Origin of the sequence: Vibrio sp. B1FIG11 (genome assembly GCF_905175335.1) — a bacterium.
Lineage (GTDB): Bacteria > Pseudomonadota > Gammaproteobacteria > Enterobacterales > Vibrionaceae > Vibrio > Vibrio campbellii.
This window is the reverse complement of the sequence record NZ_HG992752.1, coordinates 727,771-747,869: the sequence shown is the minus strand read 5'-3', so window position 1 is coordinate 747,869 and position 20,099 is coordinate 727,771. Positions and strand designations below refer to the sequence as shown.

Below are 20,099 nucleotides of genomic sequence, written 5' to 3'. Positions count from 1 at the left end.
TTTTTTACATTCTGATACTACTCATGCTCTGACAAACGTTCTCTTTTAGTGTTAGCTTTTAAGCAATAATACGATTCATATTGGAAGGAACCATGAGAACGATTGCTGCTGCCCTACTCGCTTGTTTATCCTTTTCTGCCAACGCTGCCGAATACCGCGCTAACGAAGTGGCGAATGGATTTCAGATCCCTTGGGGGATCGAGTTCTTAGATAGCCAACGCGTTATCGTCAATGAAAAGAGCGGCACGGTTTCGCTGCTGGATATCACCACAGGCAAACCTCAAAAGCTGTTTAACGTTCCCAATCTGAACGCCAGTGGACAAGCTGGCTTATTGGATGTCGCGCTAGCACCGAATGCCGATAAGCAAAACCCACAACTCTTCTTTACCTACAGCAAGCGCACGAGCAACGGCAATACGGTGGCGTTAGCGACGGCGCAATTGCAAAACAATCAGCTTCTGGGTTGGAAAGATCTCTTTATTGCTGATGCCATCACCGATACAGGTCGCCACTACGGCAGTCGAATTTCATTTATTGACGACAAAGTTTACTTCTCAATTGGTGACCGTGGCGAACGTGATAATGGGCAAGACACTCAAACCCATGCTGGCAGTATTCTTCGTCTCAACCTTGATGGTTCGGTTCCACAAGACAACCCATTCAAACCTTCCGAAGCTCATCCTGAGATATGGAGTTACGGGCACCGCAACCCACAAGGTATGTTTTACGATGAAGCAACAAAACAGCTGTGGTCGATTGAGCATGGACCACGCGGCGGCGATGAAATAAACCTAATCAAGAAAGGCGCGAACTACGGCTGGGCAAAAGTCTCTCATGGCAAAGAATATTGGGGACCATTGGACGTCGGGGAAGCCAAATCGCTTCCCGGAATGGAAGATCCCAAGCTGGTTTACATCCCTTCTATCGCACCCAGTAATATGATTTTGTACCGTGGCGATAAATACCCAGAGCTGGACGGAAAAATCCTCGCCGGTGCATTAAAACTGGCGCACATCAACGTGGTTTCTATTGAGAATGGCAAGCTCACCGAATCAAAAAGATTGATGGAGAATCTTGGTGAGCGAGTAAGAGATATAACCATCAGCCCCGATGGTTATATCTACTTTTCTACCGACAGCGGCAAAATCTTTCGTCTTGAGGAGAAATAGTTTTGTCTGAAGGGATAGCCAAAAAAGCTAGCTCTTTAAACTCACTGCCACTGTTTCATTGTCAAAATCGAGCGTCATGGTCGATCCCAATGGAACGGTGAGCATTGGGTGAGTATGGCAGCTATCAAAGTCATACAAAATCGGTAGTGGTTGACCGTTAAGCACTTCTAGCAACACGTCTATAGATGCTCGTCCTGTGCCTTTATCGTTGAACTTTTCATGCTTGCCAAGAACAACCGCACTGACTTTATCAAACACACCAGAAAGCTTAAGCAACGCAAAAGAGCGTTCGACCGTTTCAATGCCCTGCAAACAATCTTCCACCAGCAAGATATCGCCTTGTTCGATACCCGGCATAAACTCACTTGCCCAGATGCCTGTCATGGTATTGAGGTTGCCACCAATCAAACGCCCAGTGATCTTGCCTTCGCCTTTGAAATGCCAATGGTTTTGCAAGGTTTGCTTTGCGCGGTCTTGCTCGCCCCACTCTATCCAATCATCCGTCCAACCTTGTGGCATTGTGTATTGATGCTCCAAGCCAACTAATGTATTCACTATCGATTCGAACGAAGCGAAGGTCTCGTCCACCAATGGCGGGAATTCCCCCAGAGAGGCCACCAAAGCAGGACCATAGAAAGTAACGATGCCGGTTTGTGCATAAATGCCCATGAGCAGAGCCGTCACATCCGAATAACCAACAATGATCTTGGGATCTTGCTTCAGCGCCTCGTAATCAATGTAAGGTAGCAATGAGTTACTGTTATAACCACCAATGGTAGACATAATACAGCGCACTTCAGGATCACGAATCAGCGCATTCAATTCTTCTACTCGCTCTTGAATAGAACCCGAGCGATATTGGTCAGTTTTACCCGTTAAGCAGCCTGCTTTTAGCTGGTAACCATGTGCTTCCACATACGCTTTGGCGCGCTCAAAACGTTCTGGAGCAAATACCGTGGCAGGAGAAGACGGAGAGAAAAAGCCGATGGTGTCGCCTTTTTGTAATGGTTTAGGAATGATCATGGCTCGTCCTTGTTTTGTGATACATGGTTGATTTATTTTCGTACAATCTAAGCAGAACAATCTAAACTTAACAATAACCTTTTGTTTTTTAAAACGATAGTTCGGTTAAGTTGTACGAGGTCATTATGAATCCATTCCCTTTACAACTCGATAAAATTAAAGCCGTGGTGTTCGATTTAGACAACACCTTGGTGAGTTCTGATATGAACTTCGGTGAACTGCGTCGACAGCTCGGTTGTCCGCAGAGTGAAGATCTATTAGATTTTGTCGAAGCACTTGAGCACCCTCATCATCGAGAGCACGCTCATAACGTAATATTTGATTACGAGATTTCTGATGCTGAGCAGTCCGCCCCCATGCTCGGCTGTCATGAATTGCTCGCTCACTTGCATCAAAATGAAATCAAAACCGCTATCGTGACGCGCAACTGTCAAATCGCCACGCAACGCAAGCTAGAACACAACCAAATCTCAGTGGAACGAGTCATCACTCGCGAGTGTTTCCCGCCCAAGCCAGACCCTTTGTCTCTGCAGGTATTGGCGAAGGAGTGGCGCTTAATGCCAGATGAAGTGCTTTATGTTGGCGATTATCTTTATGACTTACAGGCTGCGTACAACGCGCGGATGCCCTCTTGCCTTGTTCATCACGGTAATCAAGAAACCTTCAATGACTCAGCCTCGTTGGCGCTTAGCGAACTCAGCGATTTGTTGAGCCATTTCCAATCCTTACCACGAACATAAACGGGCACATAAAACACGCAAACAAAAAAAGGGGCACCAACGTGCCCCTTATGACTTATTCCCGATTGTTTCATGCATTCCCAAAGATTGCTTGGGTGATGCGTCGCTTAGCCTTGTAGGTAAGCGTTAAGCATCCACATAAGTTTTTCTTGCTCACGGATGTAGTCACCCATCAATGCCGCTGTACCTTCGTCATCTGCTTCACCCGCGTTTTGTAGAATCTCACGCTGTTTTAGAAGTAGAACGCTAAAGCCTTGAACCAGACCCTGTACACACTCCTCACCAGAAGTCGCGTTTTGATGTTCTTTAATTTCACTTGCTTCCAAGTAGTTGCTGAATGCGTGTGCTGGAGTATGACCCAAGGTTAGAATACGCTCTGCAAGCTCGTCGATTTTTGTTTGTAGATCCGTGTAGATCTCTTCAAATTTTACGTGCAGTTCGAAGAATTGCTGACCTTTGATGTTCCAGTGGTAACCACGTGAGTTCATGTACAACACTTGGTAATGCGCTAGTAGCTGATTGAGTTGTTGAGCTAGTTGTGCTGATTGTTCGCTGTCTAGACCAATTAAGCTTACTTGTTTGTTCATAATCTTGCTCCTAGAAGGATGATACCAATCGTAGTAACAAACGCTTCCCTTACTGGGATTGGTATAAAGTTTAAAAATTCTTTTGCAGTATTTGCTGCCGATGGAGTCATATTACGACTCCGGCTCGGTTAAGAAAATTTGGTTTTAGCTATGATTTAAATAGCCAAATCCAATGAGCAAGTAGACGAACACCGGCGTATCATCTAACAAAAAGCCCAGTATCTTATTGCAAGGTACTGGGCTTTTGCTTTTCTAGAGAAAGTTTATGCGGTCTTGAAAGTTGCCATCTGTTGATTCAGCTCAGTAACTTGTTCTTTTACTTGCAATGACGTCTCTGATGCACGTTGGCTGTTATTCGAAACTTCGTCCACTGATTGTGTAATATCAGACATCAATCCCGTGATCGAATTGGTCGCATGCGATTGCTGCTCTGCCGCTGCCGCAAGTTCTGCCATTTGCTCATTCAAAGAACCGATTTGCTCAGTAGTAGCGAGCAAACGAGTTACCGCTTTTTCAATGTGCTCTGCGCCCTGCTCTGCAAGTGATTGGCTGTGTTCAATTTCCTCAACCACTGAATTAGTCGAACGTTGAATGGCATTGATGATGCCGTTGATTTCTGTCGTCGATTGAGTAGTGCGAGTCGCCAGCATACGCACTTCGTCCGCCACAACCGCAAAGCCTCTACCTTGATCACCTGCACGCGCCGCTTCTATCGCCGCATTCAATGCCAGTAAGTTGGTTTGCTCTGCCAAGCCTTCGATCACTTCAGTAACCCGACCAATGGCTTCGCTCTCTTTGCTTAACTGTGTTACTTGCGTGCTCGCGGTTTCAATGCTGCCGTGCAAGCTTTCCATGGTAACTTTGTTTTGCTCTAAAGCATCACGACCTTGTTCAATCTCGCCTTTTGAATCAGAAAGCTTTTGCACCGATTGGTTGGCTTGATCTAGGGTGTTACGTGCGACTAAAGTGATTTCATCCAATTGGCTTCCCATTTCAACAATGCTGGTCTGTTGCTGCTCTACATTCGATGAGGTGACTTGCGCCGATTCCAATAAAGCCCCCATGCTGGTATCCACTTGGTTCGCTTTCTCACTTACTCCTGCCACAATGCTCGCTAACGATTGGTTCATACGGTTAATCGAATCGGTAAGGTCTGCCAATTCATCTTTCCCCACAACAGTGAGCGGAGGCTGAGAAACGTCTCCTGAAGCGATCGTCTTTGCTCGTTCCGACAAGTTCTTCACTCGGCGCCCAATGGTATTACCCATGTATTTTGAAATCGCTATCGCGGCAAACAAAACCAACGCTGCCGCAATCAACATAGTGGTGAGTACGTTCTTGATCGACTGATTAATACCCTGTCCGCTTTGATCAGCACGACTTTGCTGAGCCAATACAATCGTCTCTAAGCTTTGGTCTAGGGCATCCGCTGCAGGCAACAGTTCGTTCGCCATCAACAAGTTTGATTCGTTCCATTCTGGTGACTGACGTAATGCAATCACCTGCTCTGCTAAAGGAAAGTACAGTTGCTGCATTTCTTTAAACAGTGACCACAGTGATTGGTCGTTATCAGTCAGTCTGTCGAGTTTGCTGTCGATTTCCGCCACAGACTGATTGTGGTACTTAATCAAGTCATGGTATTTGTCCAGATGATCTTGCTGCCCGTACAACAGGAAATCTCGCAGAGCAGACAATGCATTAGCGAGCGAGGTATAGCTGTCGGCGTAGACTTTAAACAGACGCTTTCTGTCTCCACCAAATGGGTTTCCAGACTCTTCGTTGATTAAGCTTTGAAGCTGATCAAGTGCCACTTCTGCAATAGGTGCCGCTTCGTTAATAAAGAGGTTGTGCGCGGGTAAGTTCTCATCACTGTGGCTGAGCTCAATCAGCTTGTTCAGAGAAACTTTTACCGCATCCCACTGGCTTTGAATCGCTTGAAAATCCTGTTCAGAGATCAAAGCCTGCAACGTTGGAAGTGACTCGTCTGTAGATGCCATGATATTGCGTACGTCCTCACTCAGACGTGAGCTAGCCTCTTCATCGCCACCTAGCAACATGTAGGCTCGAATAGAAGACAGCGACGCTTGAACGGACTGTTGGATACCGCGACTGGTGTCTACGGTCGGTAAGTCGGATTTAAGTAGCGAAGAGGCGTATTGCTCTACGGTAGTGACGTTGCGATACGTGAATACCGCTGATGCCATAAAAAGTACGGCTAGCAGCACAAAACTGAGCTGCAACTTCCCTGATATCGTAAGGTTCATCCATAAACTCCTGACAACGATGAGCCCTAAATATAACGAGATTAATAAGAATGTTAAATATATGTATCACAAGTTAAACAAAAAAGAATGTATGCGGGTGCTTATCGTAAAAATTGGGGAACCTATTGGCGATTTATTTTACTGATAAAGAAACAGTTAGCATCAAAAGCTGTACTTTACGTTCGCAAACAATAAAGTCGAAGGCGCTTCGCCAAACAAGCTGCCACTGCTGCCGTTAAAGCTTTGGATCACTGTAAGTAATTGCCAGTCATTAGCGAGGGAGTAGTTACTCGACATACCAAGGAAATAGGAATGGTCATCGTAGTAGCTGGCCGAGAGCGTGACACGATTTAAAGGCGTTAAATCAAAGCTCATATCGGCGTACCATGTATTTCGTGTAAAGCTCAATGTTTTTGCATCGAGAGGAAGGTTCAAATACGCCAATGCGCTCGATGCATCTTGCGGTTCGGAGATAAATAACCACGCTGCGCACCCCATCCAACTGCGTTCTCCGCCAAAGCTGTAATCCGATTCAAAACTGGCAACCGCGGTCTTTTTGGTCGGTTCACCTTCAAATTCTGGATCAATGGGATCAAACCACGTGAGTTCTCCTCGAAAACCCGCATCAAACACATCCGTTGCAAAACCAGCGCCGAGTACGTAATCCATCCGAGCTCGGCCTGCAATAAACTGGTAATCCCATCCCGATTGATTGGCGAAATAACGCAGTGAGGCACTGTTTTGCCCAGATTCACGAGCAGGCGAAAACACCAAATCGACCCCATCGGCAAAACCCAGCTTCCTGCTTAACATGACGGCATCCGTGCCTGCCCGTTCTTCATAGTCAAAATCGTAAATCGAATACGCATTGTAGATATCGTTTGGATTCCATATCGTATTCATCGACCAATTGATACGAAAGCGCCCTAGTTTCGCTCCCCAGTCATCTTGCTGCCAAGTGAGATACAAGCGATCAAGCTGACTGTTGATGACCACATCATCTTCATGCCAGTTTTTGCTTAAATCCATGTAACCAGAATCCAACGCAACCAAATCGGCATAGCCAGGAAAGTCGGTAGAATCGCCCCAGAGTACTCGATTTCGTAGCCCAACATTCACTCGCCAACTAGAAGAAAAACGGTATTCAAAGTTAAGTCGATTGTGTATTAGGTTATCAAACGTATTATCAGCGCCATCAGGAATACTGTAGGTTGCCATGTATTTGATGTAACCATCCAAATCCCATGACTTTTGTGGCTCTAATCCGGGAACCGCAGAAAAGGCGCCACCAGCCTGAAGGCTAAGCAGAGAAAGACTTAACGCCTTGATAAACACTGCACTTGTGTTCGTTCTTGGCAAGTAAGTATGCAATCGGAGAGCGTTGGTACAAATCGCAGACAAATGGGAAACAGCTCTATGCATGCGACCTCTCTGCGCGATTATCGATATTACTGAAATCACGCGCTAAACGACCGTCTTCAAACACGATAATTCGGTGTGCACGTTTTATCACCCGCGGATCGTGGGTCGAGAAGATAAACGTCGTTCCCTCTTGTTCGCTAAGTTGCTCCATAATGTCGAGCAACTCCCCGGTGCTTTTGGCGTCTAGATTGGCAGTAGGTTCGTCGGCCATGACAAAACGAGGCTTTGGTGCTAAAGCACGGGCAACCGCAACACGTTGTTGCTGCCCGCCGGACATCTTACCTGGCACCTTATTCATCTGTTCCGCTAACCCCACTTGCTCAAGTAAGGACGTCGCACGTTCACGGCACTCTCGCTCGGTTTTTCCTTGCAGTTGCATGACGAATTCCACATTCTCAAGCGCGGTTAACACAGGTAACAAGCTGTAGTCTTGGAAGATGAAACCTATATTGTCGCGGCGATAGGCAATCAGCTCTTTTTCTGACATTGATGAAATCATGCAACCGTCGATTTCCACTTTGCCAGAGCTTGGGGCATCAATACCGCCAATCATGTTCAGCAACGTCGTTTTACCCGAACCGGATGGTCCCATGATCGCAACGAACTCCCCCTGCTTAATCTCTAAGTCTACCGACTGCACTGCGTGAACAGGGTAATCACCATCGGCGTTGTAAATCTTAGTTAGGTTTTCTAGTTTGATGGTCATTAGCTTTTCTCCGCCATGGCATCCACAGGTCGATGCTTCAAAATTTGTCGTGCGGGATACAGGGCTGCGATAAGGCTAGCGACAAAAATCGCGACAATAATCATTTGGTATTCCGCTATTGATACCCGTGGATAAAGCAAGGTATCCACGCCATAAGCCCCTAGCCCTTCTGCCATACCAGCCAGCGACAATCCGGTAATACTCAGCACCTTAAGCATAATTGCACTCCCGAGTAACCCAAGCGCACAACCGCTTAATCCGAGGAACAAGGTTTCGAAAACGATCAACAAGCGTATCTTGTGTTTTTGCATCCCGACAGCCATTAACACACCGAACTCTCGCGTGCGCTCAAACACCGACATCAGCATGATATTGATGATGCCAAGGGTCATCGCCAGCACAAACACCACCAGCATCACTTGGTTGGAAACATCCATTGTGCTCATCATGGTCGAGAGCAAAGGTTGGATCTCTTGCCAAGGTCTCACACTGAGCAAGTCTTTACTTTCCGGCGGCAAAATAGAGTGAGTGAACGCCAGTAGCTGCTTGAGCTCAGTATCGTTATTAGAAGTAAGGAGTATCGCGATTTCGTGTGTGCCACTCAGCCCCGCAACCTTTTCAAGATCTGCTTTGCGGACGTAGACATTACCGTCATCAAACCCTGTCGATGGTGTTTTGAATATACCTCGAACACGAAATGCTGCGCCTGCGACTTCCCCATTGATATCAGACAGAGTAAGTACAACTTTGGACCCGACACGTAGCTTTAATCGCTCAGCTATCTTGCTCGATACTAAAATCGGATTTCTACCTTCTTCGCTCAGCCATTCTCCGTCGACAATGTGTTGTGAGAGTGGCGTGATGTTTTGCTCTTGCTCGATATTAACGCCGTTGATGCGAATACCACGTGTGCTGCGCGCCGACGCTATCATGCCATCTGCTAGAAATCGCTCAGAGATCGCTTTCACTTCTCGATTAGCCGATAACACTTTGCCTATCTTATTCGCATCGGGAACCACATCTTTTAGCTCAGGGTTGACCAAGTAGGACTTTTGCTGGATCTGAAAATGACTGGTTTGCCAAGAGATGGCGTTCTTAATCATGCTATCGACCAAGCCATTCATAAACCCCATCATGGCAACCACGCCCATCAAGCCAAATACCATAGCTCCGAGCATGATTGAGGTTCTCAACTTGTTGCGCCACAAGTTACGCCACGCCAACTTAACCAGCATGAGCACCTCCTTTTAACCCTGCCGCAATAGGCATTCGAAGCATACGAATCATTGGGTAAAGTAAACACAACAAGAGAATGAACAGCACGACGGCGATTTGATTGAGCAGTAAGTGTGGGTCGAGCGAAACAGGCACAATAGGTTCAAAACCACTTTCGCGCATAAGCTTGGCAGCATCGCCGGTAATTTCGATTGGATTAAAATAGAAATACCCCAACACAGGAGTACTCACGGTAAGCCCAATGATGATGCCAATGACGGACATAAACAGAGACTCTATCGTGAGCAGAAGGACGAGCTTGGAGCGCAGCATTCCGGTTGCTAACATAACAGCAAACTCACGTTGGCGTTCTAATGTTGTCATCAAGATAGTCGCAAACAAGCCAAAACCAACAATGCCGTAGAGAATATAAATCAAGAAAATACCGCCCACTTTATCTAAGGCGATTTGCTGTGCCATTTCTGGCGACAACTCTTTCCAATCCTTCACAGCGACATTTTTGCCATACTCGGCTTTAAGTTGTTCAACGGTATCAGGTAAGTCTCTTAGACTCTCAGTATTCAAAACCCATGCGGTAACTTGGCCATCCAATGAATACAGGTTTTGCGCAGTATCGAGCGGCATGTACACCAACTGAGAATCAAGCTGCTGCAAAGGAAAATGAAGAATGCCCGAGATTTGATACAAGCCTGCCGCGGTCTGTCCTCGATAACCGGCACCGTACAGCACCAGTTCATCGCCAACCTTGAGTTGCAAATAATTCGCCAAACCACCACCAACTAACACTGATTTTTGCCCTGATTGGATGTAGCTTCCCTCAATCAATTTGTCGCTGATATTGGAGTACCGATCTTCAGCTTCAGGCTCAACGCCTAGTACCATCACACCCTTTGAGCGTTCATCTTTTGCGGCTAAAGCAAAAGACTCTACCCGAGGTAATACCACATCAATATTGGGATTATTTTTCGCCGCCGAAATGAAGGTGTTGGTTTGCGGCAAGACATCATCAATGCTGGAAGAGTCACCAAACTCGGGGTTTTGCAGTTGAATCAGACCCGTATAAAACTTGGCGGCATTTTTGATATTGGACGTATAACTGCCTTCTTGAAACGCTCGCGTAATAAGCGAAAGAAACAGCACCAATGCCAACGCAGACGCCGTCAGTAGTGTCCTGCGTTTTTGTCGCCAGAGGTTTCGCCAAGCCAGTTTCACAAGCATTGATTCGCTTCCTTCCGTTGATGTTTGATTATCCGTTTCTTCTTTTAGCCGCTCATTTATCCAAACTTAGTCGCGCAGCGATTTCATCTGTTGCTGAGAGAAAAAGCTGTCATCGATATCGAAATCAAACTGCGCTTGGTGGGTGATGAGTACGGTTTTGTTGTCTGGCTTATCAAGCGGCTGCATTTCCATTCTGGTCGCTAATTTCCTCCCACCGAGTTCTTCCACGTCATAAGTCGTCATCACGTTCACTCGCTCATCAAACTCATCGTAGAATTCTACTTTGCGCTGTAGGTAGGTCGATTTGGAAATCCACAACGTTACTTTGCTCCAAACCACTGGGGCATCGGGCTTAGCAACGGCGTCTATCACCCAAACCTTTTCGCCATCAAACGTATCCTCGCCTTTCAATTGGTGCTGATAATCGACCACAATAGAAGACTGGTTGATCAAATCATCGTTGGTGAAGTCTGAGCCCATCCACGATTGGCTCAACATAGATGGCGCAATTTTGATGACGCGTTCAATGCTCGGTACCCAATTCCACATTTCTCTTTGTCGTTTTAGAGAAGCACTGCCCTTATCTTTGGCTGGCGCCGTAACCAACACCAAAGACAACTCTGTCCCTTTGGTCCAACTCTTCATGGTCATCGACCGAGTCCAATCAGGACGAATGATCTCCATAGTGGATTCGGTATAACTGGAATCGCCGCGCATTGCTTGATCTGACTTTTGCACGATATCAAAAGCACTTTCAGCCACAGCAGTAAATGAAATGGACCAACACAATAGAGATAACAAAGCAGTACGCATAACCGTCCTCGACACTCAAATCCAACACTATTCGCGTCAGAAATGACAATAAAAACAGGGAGTTCAAATCAGTATAGCAAGGAGAGGATGAAGGTCAGCGAGAGCTCGCTCAAAGTTTTACTGAGCTTTACGAAGTAATGGTTCCACTTTGTTTCTGTTGATGATTTGGAACACCGCGCGATTTTTACCGCTGGCTTTCCCACGATACATAAGTTGATCAGCATCTTGCAGGCTTGGTTGTTCATCAAATTTTGGATAATACGCACAGCCTAAACTGATACTCACGCTAATCGCTTGTCCATCCAAAGTCACCGGTGAGCAATGCACTTGGGTGCAAATTGTACGAGCGAGTACTTCAGCTTCTTCAGCAGAAAGCGAAGCTGTCACCAAAGCGAACTCTTCACCACCAATGCGTGCCAACGTCATTCTTTCATCGATCACGGTTCTCGCCGTATTCGCAACGGCGATAATAGCTTGATCGCCAACCACATGCCCGAATTGGTCATTGATGGATTTGAAGTCATCAATATCAAACACCATCACGGTCAAGTTTCGCCTTACGTTACTTAACGTCGCTAAACGCTCAATCAAATGACGTCGATTATAAAGCTTAGTGAGAGGGTCAGTCAGGGTGAGTTCAAAAAGCTGTTGATTCGCCATAGTGAGTTGCCGCGTGCGCAGAGCCACCGTGCGTTTGAGTGAAAAGATATGGAACATAGCCGCGATAATAAGAGCAAACACAGCAAGGGGCGCCAGATAGGCGGGATAAACCGTTTTAACGTGGATCCAACGACTTAAAATTCGATCTTTGTCGGCTTCCAACACCGTTTCAAATTTCTTGGAGATGGCTTCGATCGACTCTGAGCCCGCCTCTCCCGTCGCGATTCTCAAGCTTTTGCTATAAAGGTGTAATGCAGGCAGGAACGTCACTGCATCTGATGTCGTCGCCATATAGAAATTAGACACTTGAGTATCGACCACAAACAGAAATACCTTTTTGTCGGTAACGGCTTTTAATAATGCATCATTATTCGCAAACTGTTTGATTGCGGCATTGGGATAACGCTTACGAACGAAAGTCTCTTCGTATCCCCCTTTAACTAGCCCCACCTCCATCGCAGACTCCCCAGCCAACACCGAATCAACATCGATGCCTAAAAGGTCGCTGTTCACGTACAGTTGGGTATCAATAGGCATGATCACTGTGCCAAAATTCAGGTACTGGTTGCGCTCTTCGGAAAATATGAGCCCTGCATGAATGTCTGCTCTCCCCTCTTTCACTGCAAGCAAAGAGTCTTCCCAATCAAGCAGAAGAAACTGAACATGAACATCATTTCTAACGGCATACTCACGCCAAAAATCAATTAAGATGCCTTTAGGCTCACCATCTGGTGTGAGATAAGAGAAAGGCTTCCACGCTTTTGAATTAGCGATAACGAGAGTCTCTTTCTGGGTCTCATGACCATACGTCACAGCACTATGCAGCACGCCCACTATTAATAGAGCAATGCTAAACGTGGTGTTTTTCCAAACATAAGTACTATAACGTATGAGAGTCATTCCTACTTCTCGCCACCCTGTCCGAAAGTGTTACCTAAGACTTAAATCGAACTAAAGATATAGCAGAGCTTTTAGATATGGGAAGAGACTCTTATTGATATGAATCTAAATTAATACACTTCATCTGAAAAACGGTACTTTATTGCTAGAAGTATTTATTAATTTGTCGCGAATTATTATGACATTTATATGAATGAAAGTGCGATAGTACCAACCGTTCTCGATGCAAATCCGCGATAAACGAAACAACACCTGACACAGCCCACAAAATCACATCAAAAAAGTAATGATTATTCGCTCGATAAGAATCACTTTGTTAACTTACGCGCAATTTTTTTGTGACCCGAAATTTTCGCTTTCGCCATGCCTTCTCAATATAGAATTAACAAAATCGTCGAAATTGGCGATACCTTGCATCGCAGTGGTTGTGCGCCTTACAAAGTAGAGAAATACACTCAGTACTATGCGCAAAAACATGGCGTGGATGTGATGATTCAAGCCACACCAACCGCGATCAATTATCAGTTTCCTGATGACAACAACGCAGTGGTACTCAAACGCCTGAAACCAGCTTCCATTAACTTGAGTTTGCTGGCCAACACCATCATTCGTATCAATCAACCAAGTAGCGAACCTGTCCCTGAACCTGCGGGATATCCTTCATGGATCATCGCATTGGCAAACATGGGTATTCCACCCGCTTACTTAATGTTGGTTGGCAGTACCCTAGAGGCAGTCGGCTTTGCTTTTATTCTCGGCTTTATGGTCTGGGGATGTCAGCAAGTTTGCCGAGCGAGACGTGCAATTGCGGTTGAGTTTATCGCGGCTTTGTTCACTGGCATTATTGTCGCTTACCTATCCAGCACTGGATTGCCTATTCCAGTATGGGCGCTCTGCATCGCTACGATTGTTTTGTTTGTGCCCGGACTTTCGATCGCTAACTCGCTGGAGTGTCTCGCGTTCAACGATTTAGTTTCAGGAACCAGTTTATTGGGACAATGCGCCCTCACGCTGATCAAACTGTTTGTCGGCATCACCATGGGGCTTAATATCGGTGAAGCCATTTGGGGTCAAGCGCAATCCATCGCCTACACCAATGCAGTTCCTATTTGGATGCACATTAGTGGCTTGTTCATCATTTCAATTAGCCTTGGGGTGATCTTTAATGCCCGCCCTATCGACATTCTACTTGGCTTACCTGTGGCAATGTTGGGAATGTGGGGGCCATTTTATCTTGGTTTTGAAAGTGGCTGGGTTGTGGGCACTTGGGTTACCACTGTACTGATAACCCTATACGGGACTTGGATTGCGAAAAAGATGGAACTGACGGGCTCTATCTACATTGTTCAAGGCATTATCATATTGGTTCCGGGTAGCCGTGTATTGGTCAGTGCGAGCCAATCCGTGTTTGAGCAATCGATTTTGCCGATCCCAAGCATTGGTTTGTCTGCGCTGTTTATGTTCTCGGCGATCGTTGCAGGGCAAATCACAGCCTATTCTATTTACTCACCCAAAATCGAACGCTAAGACAGCGCATCTCCATAACCTTCAGACAAGAAAAAAGCCCTATTCAAAATCCACATTAGTGAGAACTTTGAATAGGGCTCTTTGCCTCTATGCTTCGCTTTCCGATTGAAGCTGCCTTTGCCTTTTTTCGCTTTTACAACTCGAGTTCTAAACAGTTGACTGGTGACAACGGCTTTCAATGCATTGTCTTTAATTTCGCCTCTGCCAAATTCGGTATCTTGAACCAATTCATTCGGCTGAGGATTAGATTTGTTCTTCGCCATAGATCCTCCTTAATGGTCGAACCAGATTGGACAATAATTAGGGAAAATAGTCAAATTTGTATAATAAATTTCATTTTGCCTCCCAAAAACTTCACAACAACGTCATTTATTTGAAAAAACATCAAAAATACACCGTATAAAAAGTGACTAGATACAAATATTTGCCCTTGAGAGGTCGATATATGTTGACTATACCCGTAATTAACCTAGACTCGAACACGGCTAGAAAGAAAGTTCTTTGTTTTCACATTTCGTTGGATTACTCGTAACTCCCCCGTCCTGTGGTACGCAATAGCAATTTATTTTTCCACGCTATAAGCGCCGATTAGGCGAGATTTACACAAAATTAGATATTTAGGAAATAGACATGTCTAACAAAGCTACTGGTACAGTTAAGTGGTTCAACGAAACTAAAGGCTTCGGTTTCATCCAACAAGAAAACGGTCCTGACGTTTTCGCTCACTTCTCTGCAATCCAAGGTGACGGCTTCCGTACGCTTGTTGAAGGTCAGAAAGTAGAATTCGAAATCACTCAAGGTCAAAAAGGTCCACAAGCTGAGAAAATCACTCTAGTTTAATCCTTTTAAGATTTTGATATGATAGCCAGCTTTTAGCTGGCTATTTTTTTGCCCTTCATTTATTGATACTTCCTATGGCTCTAAAACCAACAATTTACAAGTTTCGTATCGCTATCTCCGATATGAACAACGATTACTACGATTCAAAAAACCTGACTATCGCCCTTCATCCCTCTGAAAAGCCACAGCGTATGCTGGCTCGTATTTTCGCGTTCTGCTTGAATGCACAGGATGATCTCGAGTTCACTAAAGGTCTCTCTACAACAGAAGAGCCAGACTTGTGGCGTGTTGAGGACGATCAATCCATCACACATTGGATTGAGATTGGTGAGCCAGAGCCAGATCGCATCAAGAAAGCGACCCGTTTGGCTAAGAATGTGAAAGTCTACACCTACAACACCAAAGCGTCAGTTTGGTGGGACAAGATGGCTGGCAAATTTGGCATGCTTCCTGTCGACGTGGCAAGCCTAGATTACGATGCTATCGATTTGATTTCACAGCACCTTGACCGTGGCACTAGCCTATCTGTTATGATTACCGGCACCTCTATTTTCGTTGATATTAACGAACAACACGTCGAAGTGACGGTGAAGGAACTGCAAAGTAATGACGCCTCTTAATGAACTGATCCAAGAAATGGGGTTCAAAAACATTCCCTTCGTTGACGAGCATAAAGCAGCAAGGCGACGCTGGGTAAAAGAACAAGCCCCATTGTTCATTAGAGTATGTGAAAACAAGCCTGACACAGCCCCTGCGCTGCATTTACTCGGGCTTTTGACTAAGTCTCACATCGAAGCCAGTGCGCTGTATGAGCAGCACGCCACATCCACTCACAAAATGCAGCAAGTATTCAGTGATACGTTGGGCGAAGAGCATGCTGAGAAGTTCACTAACCAGTCTGCCGAAGACTTAGTATTGGTCACGCACTTATGGCTATACACTCAAGGCTACCTGAATATGGATTTCAGCCTTGCTCATGATCACGCAGAGCAAACACAAAATACCCTGCAGCATGAGCTGGTGATCAAACGTATGGACTTAGATGCATTCCGTACAGACCTGATGCAAAGCTTTTATCTCGGTAAAGAAGCGAACCCTGCAAAAGCAAGTGGACTCTTTGGTTGGGTAAAACGTCTTTTTTCCTCATAAAAAACATGGTTTTGTCCAAACCAAACACCTGATAGACTACGTCCTCTCATGCAACGGCTCTTTTCGTTAAACGATTTCGTCACGTCGGTTGTTGCATGAAAGCCAAGGACACTCATCCACTGAACATCAAGGGATCATTATGAAGTTTATCCGTTGGATTTTGGGAAAAATCATTCTACTTCTCAACGCAGTATTCTCACCTCGCGGCGTTAAACGCTCAGCAGAGGCACAGAAAAGCGTTGATGACAAAGCGAAGAACTACGCACTTTACCAATTTGAAGCTTGTCCTTTCTGCGTAAAAGTTCGTCGTGCTATGAAGCGTCAATCTGTAAACATTGAGTTGCGTGATGCGAAAAATGACCCAGTACACCGTGAAGCACTAGAGCAAGGTGGCGGTCGCGTGAAAGTTCCTTGCCTTCGCATTGAAAAAGATGGCGAAACGCAATGGCTTTACGAATCTTCAGACATTGTCGCTTACATTGAAAAAGAATTTGCCTAGTTCCCCCTAAGAACATTGGCGGATGTAAAAGAGGCACCAAACGGTGCCTCTTTTCTTTTATCTCAATGGCTTAAAATGGTGGTTACTGATCGACAATCAGCATCAGTTCCACTCGACGGTTACATGCTTTACCACTCGCCGTTGCGTTACTACACTGCGGTACGTATTCACCAAAGCCTCGAGAGAACACTCTTTGGCGTGGCAAGCTAGTCGCAAGTAGCTGCTTTTCAACTTCACGCGCACGTTTCTCAGACAACGAATCATTGAAGCTCGCCGCCCCCGTGCTGTCCGCATGGCCATCAATCACCACATCGACGTCAGTGCGTCCGGCAAGATAATGCCCAAGGCTCTGTATCCAGTCTTGAGATTGCGCCGATAACCTTGCAGAGCCAGTTTGAAAATGAACTTGCTCCTTCAAACGTATCATAAGATGTTCGCCACTGATGGTTTCATGGGCGATCTGATGTCTATTTAAGAACATCTCCAATGACATCACGCCCTGTGACTTTTTTTCCATTGAGCTCGGTACCTGAGCAACATAACGAGGCGCAGAAGAGTATGACTTCGCATAACCCCACTCTGGATGTCTAAGCTCTGAATTAGTGCGAGGAGCGGTGTCTAACATGTTGCCGCCCGGAACCATATCTGAATTAATGCTAGTGCATCCGGCTAAGAAACCACATGCAACTAAAAACCAATGCTTCATACCGTTACCAACGTAGAATGAATTCTTGTTCACTGTGTCGGCTTAAATTGCCCAAACTTTAGTGCCCATTGCTATTTATCTTCATTTAGCAAGCACCTATCGTGCCAAAGATCCCATATGCACCTTCATTTTTCTAATTCTGCGGCTTTCGGTGAATGACTGCTCTCCTTTGAAGTGGACGAGATTCGTCTTTTTCAAGCATCAGCACCTTTATTTTCTGCGTCATTGCTCTGTTTTGTCTAAACTTTCTTCGATTGTCTCACTTTAGTGTAACAAGCCGTATTAATGGTTTTCGTCGATACCGTTAACCGATAAACTAGCGATAATTCTACTATTTAGAGCTTTACCCATGTTTAAAACTATTTCTAAAGGTGCAGCACTTTTTGCCGCAGTATTTGCCCTAACGGCTTGTGATAACGGCAATAGTCAGCCACAACAAGGCAAACAATACGAAGTGTTGCCAGTCTCTCTTGCAGAGTACAACCTGGCTCCTGTTACTGAGGTGTTTTCTCTGAACTGTGGTCACTGCCGTACCATGGAACAATTTGTGCCAAAAATCGAATCTTTGACAGAACAAAAAGTCGAGAAAATGCACGTAACCTTCAATGAGAATGCACAAATCAGCGCAATCATTTTCTACACAGCAGCAATGCAGGTGAACGGTACGCCTGACAAAGCGTTTATGGAAGAACTATTCGCGGCGGTTCAAATGGGAGCAGAAGCGACTGCTGATGAGCGTCAAGCAGCGGTAGAGAAAGCATTCGAGTCTCGTAATCTAGTGAGCCCTTATCAACTAGACGATGCTCAACAAGCAAAACTGTTTGAATACATCACTAAAGCAGAGCAGATCACGACTCGTGGTCAAATCAACTCAGTGCCTGCCTTCATCGTAAATGGTAAGTACCAAGTGATCACAGGTGGTCATGAAACCGTTGAAGCAATGGCAGACACCATCAACTATCTGCTAAAACAACCAAAATAAGACAAGGAGCTATTGTGTCTAAATTTCTGTTTCCTCTTATTATTTTTGTCCTAGCGGCATTCTTTATCTACCGCACTTGGACGAACCACAAAGTGGCAGACGAAAACTTTTCGAAGAGTCAAGAATTTCTGCTAGAAAATAGCAAGAAAGAAGGCGTGATTACCACTGAGAGCGGTCTGCAATACCTTGTACTTGAAAAAGGTACTGGTGACGTTCACCCAGCTGCAAATAGCAAAGTGAAAGTGCACTACCATGGCACACTGATCGACGGTACGGTTTTCGATAGCTCTGTAGAGCGCGGCGAGCCAATCACGTTCGGTCTAAACCAAGTAATCAAAGGCTGGCAAGAAGGCCTGCAGTACATGGTTGTCGGTGAGAAGATTCGCCTATTCGTACCAAGCACACTTGGCTACGGTAAAAATGGTACGGGCCCTATCCCACCAGCAAGCGTGCTGATCTTTGACGTAGAGCTATTGGACATCCAATAATCCTCAGCAAAAATAAAGAAAAACGCCGCATCAGTTGCGGCGTTTTTTATTGGGTATGATTTTCTGGCCCGAAGTATTACGCTTTCGGATAAAACACTAACTTATTCTCTTCTACCATCACACAATCCATACCCGCGGCGTGCGCAGCTTTCTTGCCTAACTCGGTATCTTCAAACACCACACAATCTTGTGCGCTCAAACCAAGTTGTTCTGCAGCCATAAGGAACGTGTCTGGGAATGGTTTATGGTTTTCAACGTCAGTAGCCGTAACCACCGCATTAAGCTTTTTCAGGATGCCTGCTTTTGCTAGTAGACGCAGTGCGCTATCGCGCTGGCTACCTGTGCCCACGGCAATCTTCTTGTTGCCAAGATGCTCATCCAAAACGGTATTAGTGCATGAGATGATTTCACCGTGTTGCTCCATCTCAGCAAACGTGTCCATTTTGAAGCGAGAAACGGTTTTTGGATCGAGAGACAAACCATGCTGACGATTTACTTCGCCAACAATTTTGAAGCTTGGCATGCCACCTAAGCTGTGTAACCACTCTTGGTTGAAAGGGAAGTCGAAACGATCCGCCGTTGCTTGCCAGGCCGCCAAATGCGCAGGCATGGTATCAATCAAGGTGCCGTCCATGTCGAAAATTAACCCTTTATAGGGGCTTAAATCTATTGTGTTCATGTCAATTCTTCTATTTGTACATCTCTGATGGTAATTTATCAGCCATCATCCCATTCCTTATTGGCATTTAATTATCATGCTCAAAATTTCGAACTCCGTCACAATTCAAGATTGGGAAATCCAATTATTGCCTATCCGGGCTCAAGGAAATGGTGGGCAGAACGTTAATAAGGTATCGTCCGCGATACATTTGCGCTTTGACGTACGTCATTCCACATTGCCGGAATTCTATAAAGAGCGACTTCTCGCCCTTTCAGACAGTCGGATATCCAAAGATGGCGTGATCATCATTAAAGCGCAACAGTTTCGGACACAAGAGCAGAACAAAGAAGACGCACTAAATCGATTACAAGCGTTAATACAATCTGCAAGCCGACAAGAAAAGAAGCGTATTAAAACCAAACCAACTCGCGCTTCGCAACGTCGCAGACTTGATAGTAAAAACAAGCAAGCGACAAAAAAACAGCAACGCCAGAAAGTGCTGTACTAAC

22 protein-coding genes are annotated in these 20,099 nt (G+C 45.5%); 10 read left to right on the top strand and 12 right to left on the bottom strand.

Annotated elements, in window-relative coordinates:
• Positions 1-92: 92 nt before the first annotated feature.
• The gene (locus tag KHO06_RS20235; RefSeq protein WP_212583245.1) at positions 93-1,169 is read left to right on the top strand and encodes a PQQ-dependent sugar dehydrogenase; all 1,077 of its coding nucleotides are present in this window, start codon (positions 93-95) and stop codon (positions 1,167-1,169) included.
• Positions 1,170-1,196: 27 nt separating this feature from the next.
• Here KHO06_RS20235 and KHO06_RS20230 read toward each other — a convergent pair whose 3' ends face one another.
• Positions 1,197-2,192 carry a S66 peptidase family protein gene (locus KHO06_RS20230; protein ID WP_212583244.1) on the bottom strand — a complete coding sequence of 332 codons (996 nt, stop codon included), beginning with the start codon at positions 2,190-2,192 and terminating at the stop codon, positions 1,197-1,199.
• A 125-nt stretch (positions 2,193-2,317) separates the two neighbouring features.
• Between KHO06_RS20230 and KHO06_RS20225 the strand changes: the two genes are divergently transcribed.
• A complete protein-coding gene (locus tag KHO06_RS20225; protein ID WP_038889010.1) occupies positions 2,318-2,932 on the top strand; it encodes an HAD family hydrolase in 615 nt (204 codons plus the stop codon).
• 107 nt (positions 2,933-3,039) lie between these two features.
• Here KHO06_RS20225 and KHO06_RS20220 read toward each other — a convergent pair whose 3' ends face one another.
• The 8 genes from KHO06_RS20220 to KHO06_RS20185 form a co-directional block, all read right to left on the bottom strand.
• Positions 3,040-3,519 carry a Dps family protein gene (locus KHO06_RS20220; RefSeq protein ID WP_005433302.1) on the bottom strand — a complete coding sequence of 160 codons (480 nt, stop codon included), beginning with the start codon at positions 3,517-3,519 and terminating at the stop codon, positions 3,040-3,042.
• A 263-nt stretch (positions 3,520-3,782) separates the two neighbouring features.
• Positions 3,783-5,783, bottom strand: coding sequence for a methyl-accepting chemotaxis protein (locus tag KHO06_RS20215; RefSeq protein ID WP_212583243.1), 2,001 nt, complete (start codon positions 5,781-5,783; stop codon positions 3,783-3,785).
• A 162-nt stretch (positions 5,784-5,945) separates the two neighbouring features.
• Positions 5,946-7,205 carry a hypothetical protein gene (locus KHO06_RS20210; protein WP_244858451.1) on the bottom strand — a complete coding sequence of 420 codons (1,260 nt, stop codon included), beginning with the start codon at positions 7,203-7,205 and terminating at the stop codon, positions 5,946-5,948.
• Positions 7,198-7,911 carry an ABC transporter ATP-binding protein gene (locus KHO06_RS20205; RefSeq protein WP_212583242.1) on the bottom strand — a complete coding sequence of 238 codons (714 nt, stop codon included), beginning with the start codon at positions 7,909-7,911 and terminating at the stop codon, positions 7,198-7,200. Before KHO06_RS20205 ends, KHO06_RS20210 begins: the two co-directional genes overlap by 8 nt.
• Positions 7,911-9,146 carry an FtsX-like permease family protein gene (locus KHO06_RS20200; RefSeq protein WP_212583241.1) on the bottom strand — a complete coding sequence of 412 codons (1,236 nt, stop codon included), beginning with the start codon at positions 9,144-9,146 and terminating at the stop codon, positions 7,911-7,913. The genes KHO06_RS20205 and KHO06_RS20200 overlap by 1 nt, the downstream gene beginning before the upstream one ends.
• Positions 9,136-10,365 (bottom strand): FtsX-like permease family protein, encoded by a 1,230-nt coding sequence (locus KHO06_RS20195; protein ID WP_212583240.1) that lies wholly within the window; start codon positions 10,363-10,365, stop codon positions 9,136-9,138. Before KHO06_RS20195 ends, KHO06_RS20200 begins: the two co-directional genes overlap by 11 nt.
• 66 nt (positions 10,366-10,431) lie before the next feature.
• A complete protein-coding gene (locus KHO06_RS20190) occupies positions 10,432-11,178 on the bottom strand; it encodes an outer membrane lipoprotein-sorting protein (protein WP_212583239.1) in 747 nt (248 codons plus the stop codon).
• Between the two features lie 117 nt (positions 11,179-11,295).
• Complete coding sequence (locus KHO06_RS20185; protein ID WP_212583238.1) at positions 11,296-12,738, bottom strand: sensor domain-containing diguanylate cyclase; 1,443 nt, start codon at positions 12,736-12,738, stop codon at positions 11,296-11,298.
• Between the two features lie 363 nt (positions 12,739-13,101).
• Between KHO06_RS20185 and KHO06_RS20180 the strand changes: the two genes are divergently transcribed.
• Positions 13,102-14,265, top strand: coding sequence for a threonine/serine exporter family protein (locus tag KHO06_RS20180; protein WP_212583237.1), 1,164 nt, complete (start codon positions 13,102-13,104; stop codon positions 14,263-14,265).
• Here KHO06_RS20180 and KHO06_RS20175 read toward each other — a convergent pair.
• Entirely contained in the window at positions 14,262-14,528 is a 267-nt protein-coding gene (locus KHO06_RS20175) for a ribosome alternative rescue factor ArfA (protein WP_038889018.1), read from the bottom strand. The two genes, KHO06_RS20180 and KHO06_RS20175, sit on opposite strands and share 4 nt — an antisense overlap.
• 367 nt (positions 14,529-14,895) lie before the next feature.
• On the opposite strand from KHO06_RS20175, the gene KHO06_RS20170 reads away from it, so the two are divergent.
• The 4 genes from KHO06_RS20170 to KHO06_RS20155 all read left to right on the top strand — a co-directional run bounded on the left by KHO06_RS20170 (position 14,896) and on the right by KHO06_RS20155 (position 16,753).
• A complete protein-coding gene (locus KHO06_RS20170; protein WP_005433440.1) occupies positions 14,896-15,105 on the top strand; it encodes a cold-shock protein in 210 nt (69 codons plus the stop codon).
• A gap of 74 nt (positions 15,106-15,179) precedes the next feature.
• Positions 15,180-15,725, top strand: a complete 546-nt coding sequence (locus KHO06_RS20165) for a YaeQ family protein (RefSeq protein ID WP_005433408.1) — start codon at positions 15,180-15,182, stop codon at positions 15,723-15,725.
• Positions 15,712-16,254, top strand: a complete 543-nt coding sequence (locus KHO06_RS20160) for a hypothetical protein (RefSeq protein ID WP_043883601.1) — start codon at positions 15,712-15,714, stop codon at positions 16,252-16,254. Before KHO06_RS20165 ends, KHO06_RS20160 begins: the two co-directional genes overlap by 14 nt.
• A 139-nt stretch (positions 16,255-16,393) precedes the next feature.
• A complete protein-coding gene (locus tag KHO06_RS20155) occupies positions 16,394-16,753 on the top strand; it encodes a glutaredoxin (protein ID WP_017819296.1) in 360 nt (119 codons plus the stop codon).
• 82 nt (positions 16,754-16,835) lie between these two features.
• Here the strand turns inward: KHO06_RS20155 and KHO06_RS20150 are convergent, their stop codons facing one another.
• The gene (locus KHO06_RS20150; protein ID WP_045373775.1) at positions 16,836-17,459 is read right to left on the bottom strand and encodes an OmpA family protein; all 624 of its coding nucleotides are present in this window, start codon (positions 17,457-17,459) and stop codon (positions 16,836-16,838) included.
• 349 nt (positions 17,460-17,808) lie between these two features.
• Between KHO06_RS20150 and KHO06_RS20145 the strand changes: the two genes are divergently transcribed.
• Together KHO06_RS20145 and KHO06_RS20140 are read left to right on the top strand one after the other, a co-directional pair.
• Positions 17,809-18,441 (top strand): thiol:disulfide interchange protein DsbA/DsbL, encoded by a 633-nt coding sequence (locus tag KHO06_RS20145; RefSeq protein ID WP_212583236.1) that lies wholly within the window; start codon positions 17,809-17,811, stop codon positions 18,439-18,441.
• 14 nt (positions 18,442-18,455) lie between these two features.
• Complete coding sequence (locus KHO06_RS20140) at positions 18,456-18,929, top strand: FKBP-type peptidyl-prolyl cis-trans isomerase (protein WP_212583235.1); 474 nt, start codon at positions 18,456-18,458, stop codon at positions 18,927-18,929.
• Positions 18,930-19,005: 76 nt separating this feature from the next.
• Here the strand turns inward: KHO06_RS20140 and KHO06_RS20135 are convergent, their stop codons facing one another.
• Positions 19,006-19,608 carry a beta-phosphoglucomutase family hydrolase gene (locus tag KHO06_RS20135; protein WP_038889022.1) on the bottom strand — a complete coding sequence of 201 codons (603 nt, stop codon included), beginning with the start codon at positions 19,606-19,608 and terminating at the stop codon, positions 19,006-19,008.
• Positions 19,609-19,684: 76 nt separating this feature from the next.
• On the opposite strand from KHO06_RS20135, the gene arfB reads away from it, so the two are divergent.
• Positions 19,685-20,098, top strand: coding sequence for an alternative ribosome rescue aminoacyl-tRNA hydrolase ArfB (gene arfB, locus KHO06_RS20130; protein WP_005433335.1), 414 nt, complete (start codon positions 19,685-19,687; stop codon positions 20,096-20,098).
• The last annotated feature ends 1 nt before the right edge of the window (position 20,099 follow it).

What these genes read in the sequence shown, in the direction of transcription:
- KHO06_RS20235 (WP_212583245.1), top strand. Translation starts at nt 93, where the DNA reads ATGAGAACGATTGCTGCTGCCCTACTCGCTTGTTTATCCTTTTCTGCC.
- KHO06_RS20230 (WP_212583244.1), bottom strand. Translation starts at nt 2,192, where the DNA reads ATGATCATTCCTAAACCATTACAAAAAGGCGACACCATCGGCTTTTTC.
- KHO06_RS20225 (WP_038889010.1), top strand. Translation starts at nt 2,318, where the DNA reads ATGAATCCATTCCCTTTACAACTCGATAAAATTAAAGCCGTGGTGTTC.
- KHO06_RS20220 (WP_005433302.1), bottom strand. Translation starts at nt 3,519, where the DNA reads ATGAACAAACAAGTAAGCTTAATTGGTCTAGACAGCGAACAATCAGCA.
- KHO06_RS20215 (WP_212583243.1), bottom strand. Translation starts at nt 5,783, where the DNA reads ATGAACCTTACGATATCAGGGAAGTTGCAGCTCAGTTTTGTGCTGCTA.
- KHO06_RS20210 (WP_244858451.1), bottom strand. Translation starts at nt 7,205, where the DNA reads ATGCATAGAGCTGTTTCCCATTTGTCTGCGATTTGTACCAACGCTCTC.
- KHO06_RS20205 (WP_212583242.1), bottom strand. Translation starts at nt 7,911, where the DNA reads ATGACCATCAAACTAGAAAACCTAACTAAGATTTACAACGCCGATGGT.
- KHO06_RS20200 (WP_212583241.1), bottom strand. Translation starts at nt 9,146, where the DNA reads ATGCTGGTTAAGTTGGCGTGGCGTAACTTGTGGCGCAACAAGTTGAGA.
- KHO06_RS20195 (WP_212583240.1), bottom strand. Translation starts at nt 10,365, where the DNA reads ATGCTTGTGAAACTGGCTTGGCGAAACCTCTGGCGACAAAAACGCAGG.
- KHO06_RS20190 (WP_212583239.1), bottom strand. Translation starts at nt 11,178, where the DNA reads ATGCGTACTGCTTTGTTATCTCTATTGTGTTGGTCCATTTCATTTACT.
- KHO06_RS20185 (WP_212583238.1), bottom strand. Translation starts at nt 12,738, where the DNA reads ATGACTCTCATACGTTATAGTACTTATGTTTGGAAAAACACCACGTTT.
- KHO06_RS20180 (WP_212583237.1), top strand. Translation starts at nt 13,102, where the DNA reads ATGCCTTCTCAATATAGAATTAACAAAATCGTCGAAATTGGCGATACC.
- KHO06_RS20175 (WP_038889018.1), bottom strand. Translation starts at nt 14,528, where the DNA reads ATGGCGAAGAACAAATCTAATCCTCAGCCGAATGAATTGGTTCAAGAT.
- KHO06_RS20170 (WP_005433440.1), top strand. Translation starts at nt 14,896, where the DNA reads ATGTCTAACAAAGCTACTGGTACAGTTAAGTGGTTCAACGAAACTAAA.
- KHO06_RS20165 (WP_005433408.1), top strand. Translation starts at nt 15,180, where the DNA reads ATGGCTCTAAAACCAACAATTTACAAGTTTCGTATCGCTATCTCCGAT.
- KHO06_RS20160 (WP_043883601.1), top strand. Translation starts at nt 15,712, where the DNA reads ATGACGCCTCTTAATGAACTGATCCAAGAAATGGGGTTCAAAAACATT.
- KHO06_RS20155 (WP_017819296.1), top strand. Translation starts at nt 16,394, where the DNA reads ATGAAGTTTATCCGTTGGATTTTGGGAAAAATCATTCTACTTCTCAAC.
- KHO06_RS20150 (WP_045373775.1), bottom strand. Translation starts at nt 17,459, where the DNA reads ATGAAGCATTGGTTTTTAGTTGCATGTGGTTTCTTAGCCGGATGCACT.
- KHO06_RS20145 (WP_212583236.1), top strand. Translation starts at nt 17,809, where the DNA reads ATGTTTAAAACTATTTCTAAAGGTGCAGCACTTTTTGCCGCAGTATTT.
- KHO06_RS20135 (WP_038889022.1), bottom strand. Translation starts at nt 19,608, where the DNA reads ATGAACACAATAGATTTAAGCCCCTATAAAGGGTTAATTTTCGACATG.
- arfB (WP_005433335.1), top strand. Translation starts at nt 19,685, where the DNA reads ATGCTCAAAATTTCGAACTCCGTCACAATTCAAGATTGGGAAATCCAA.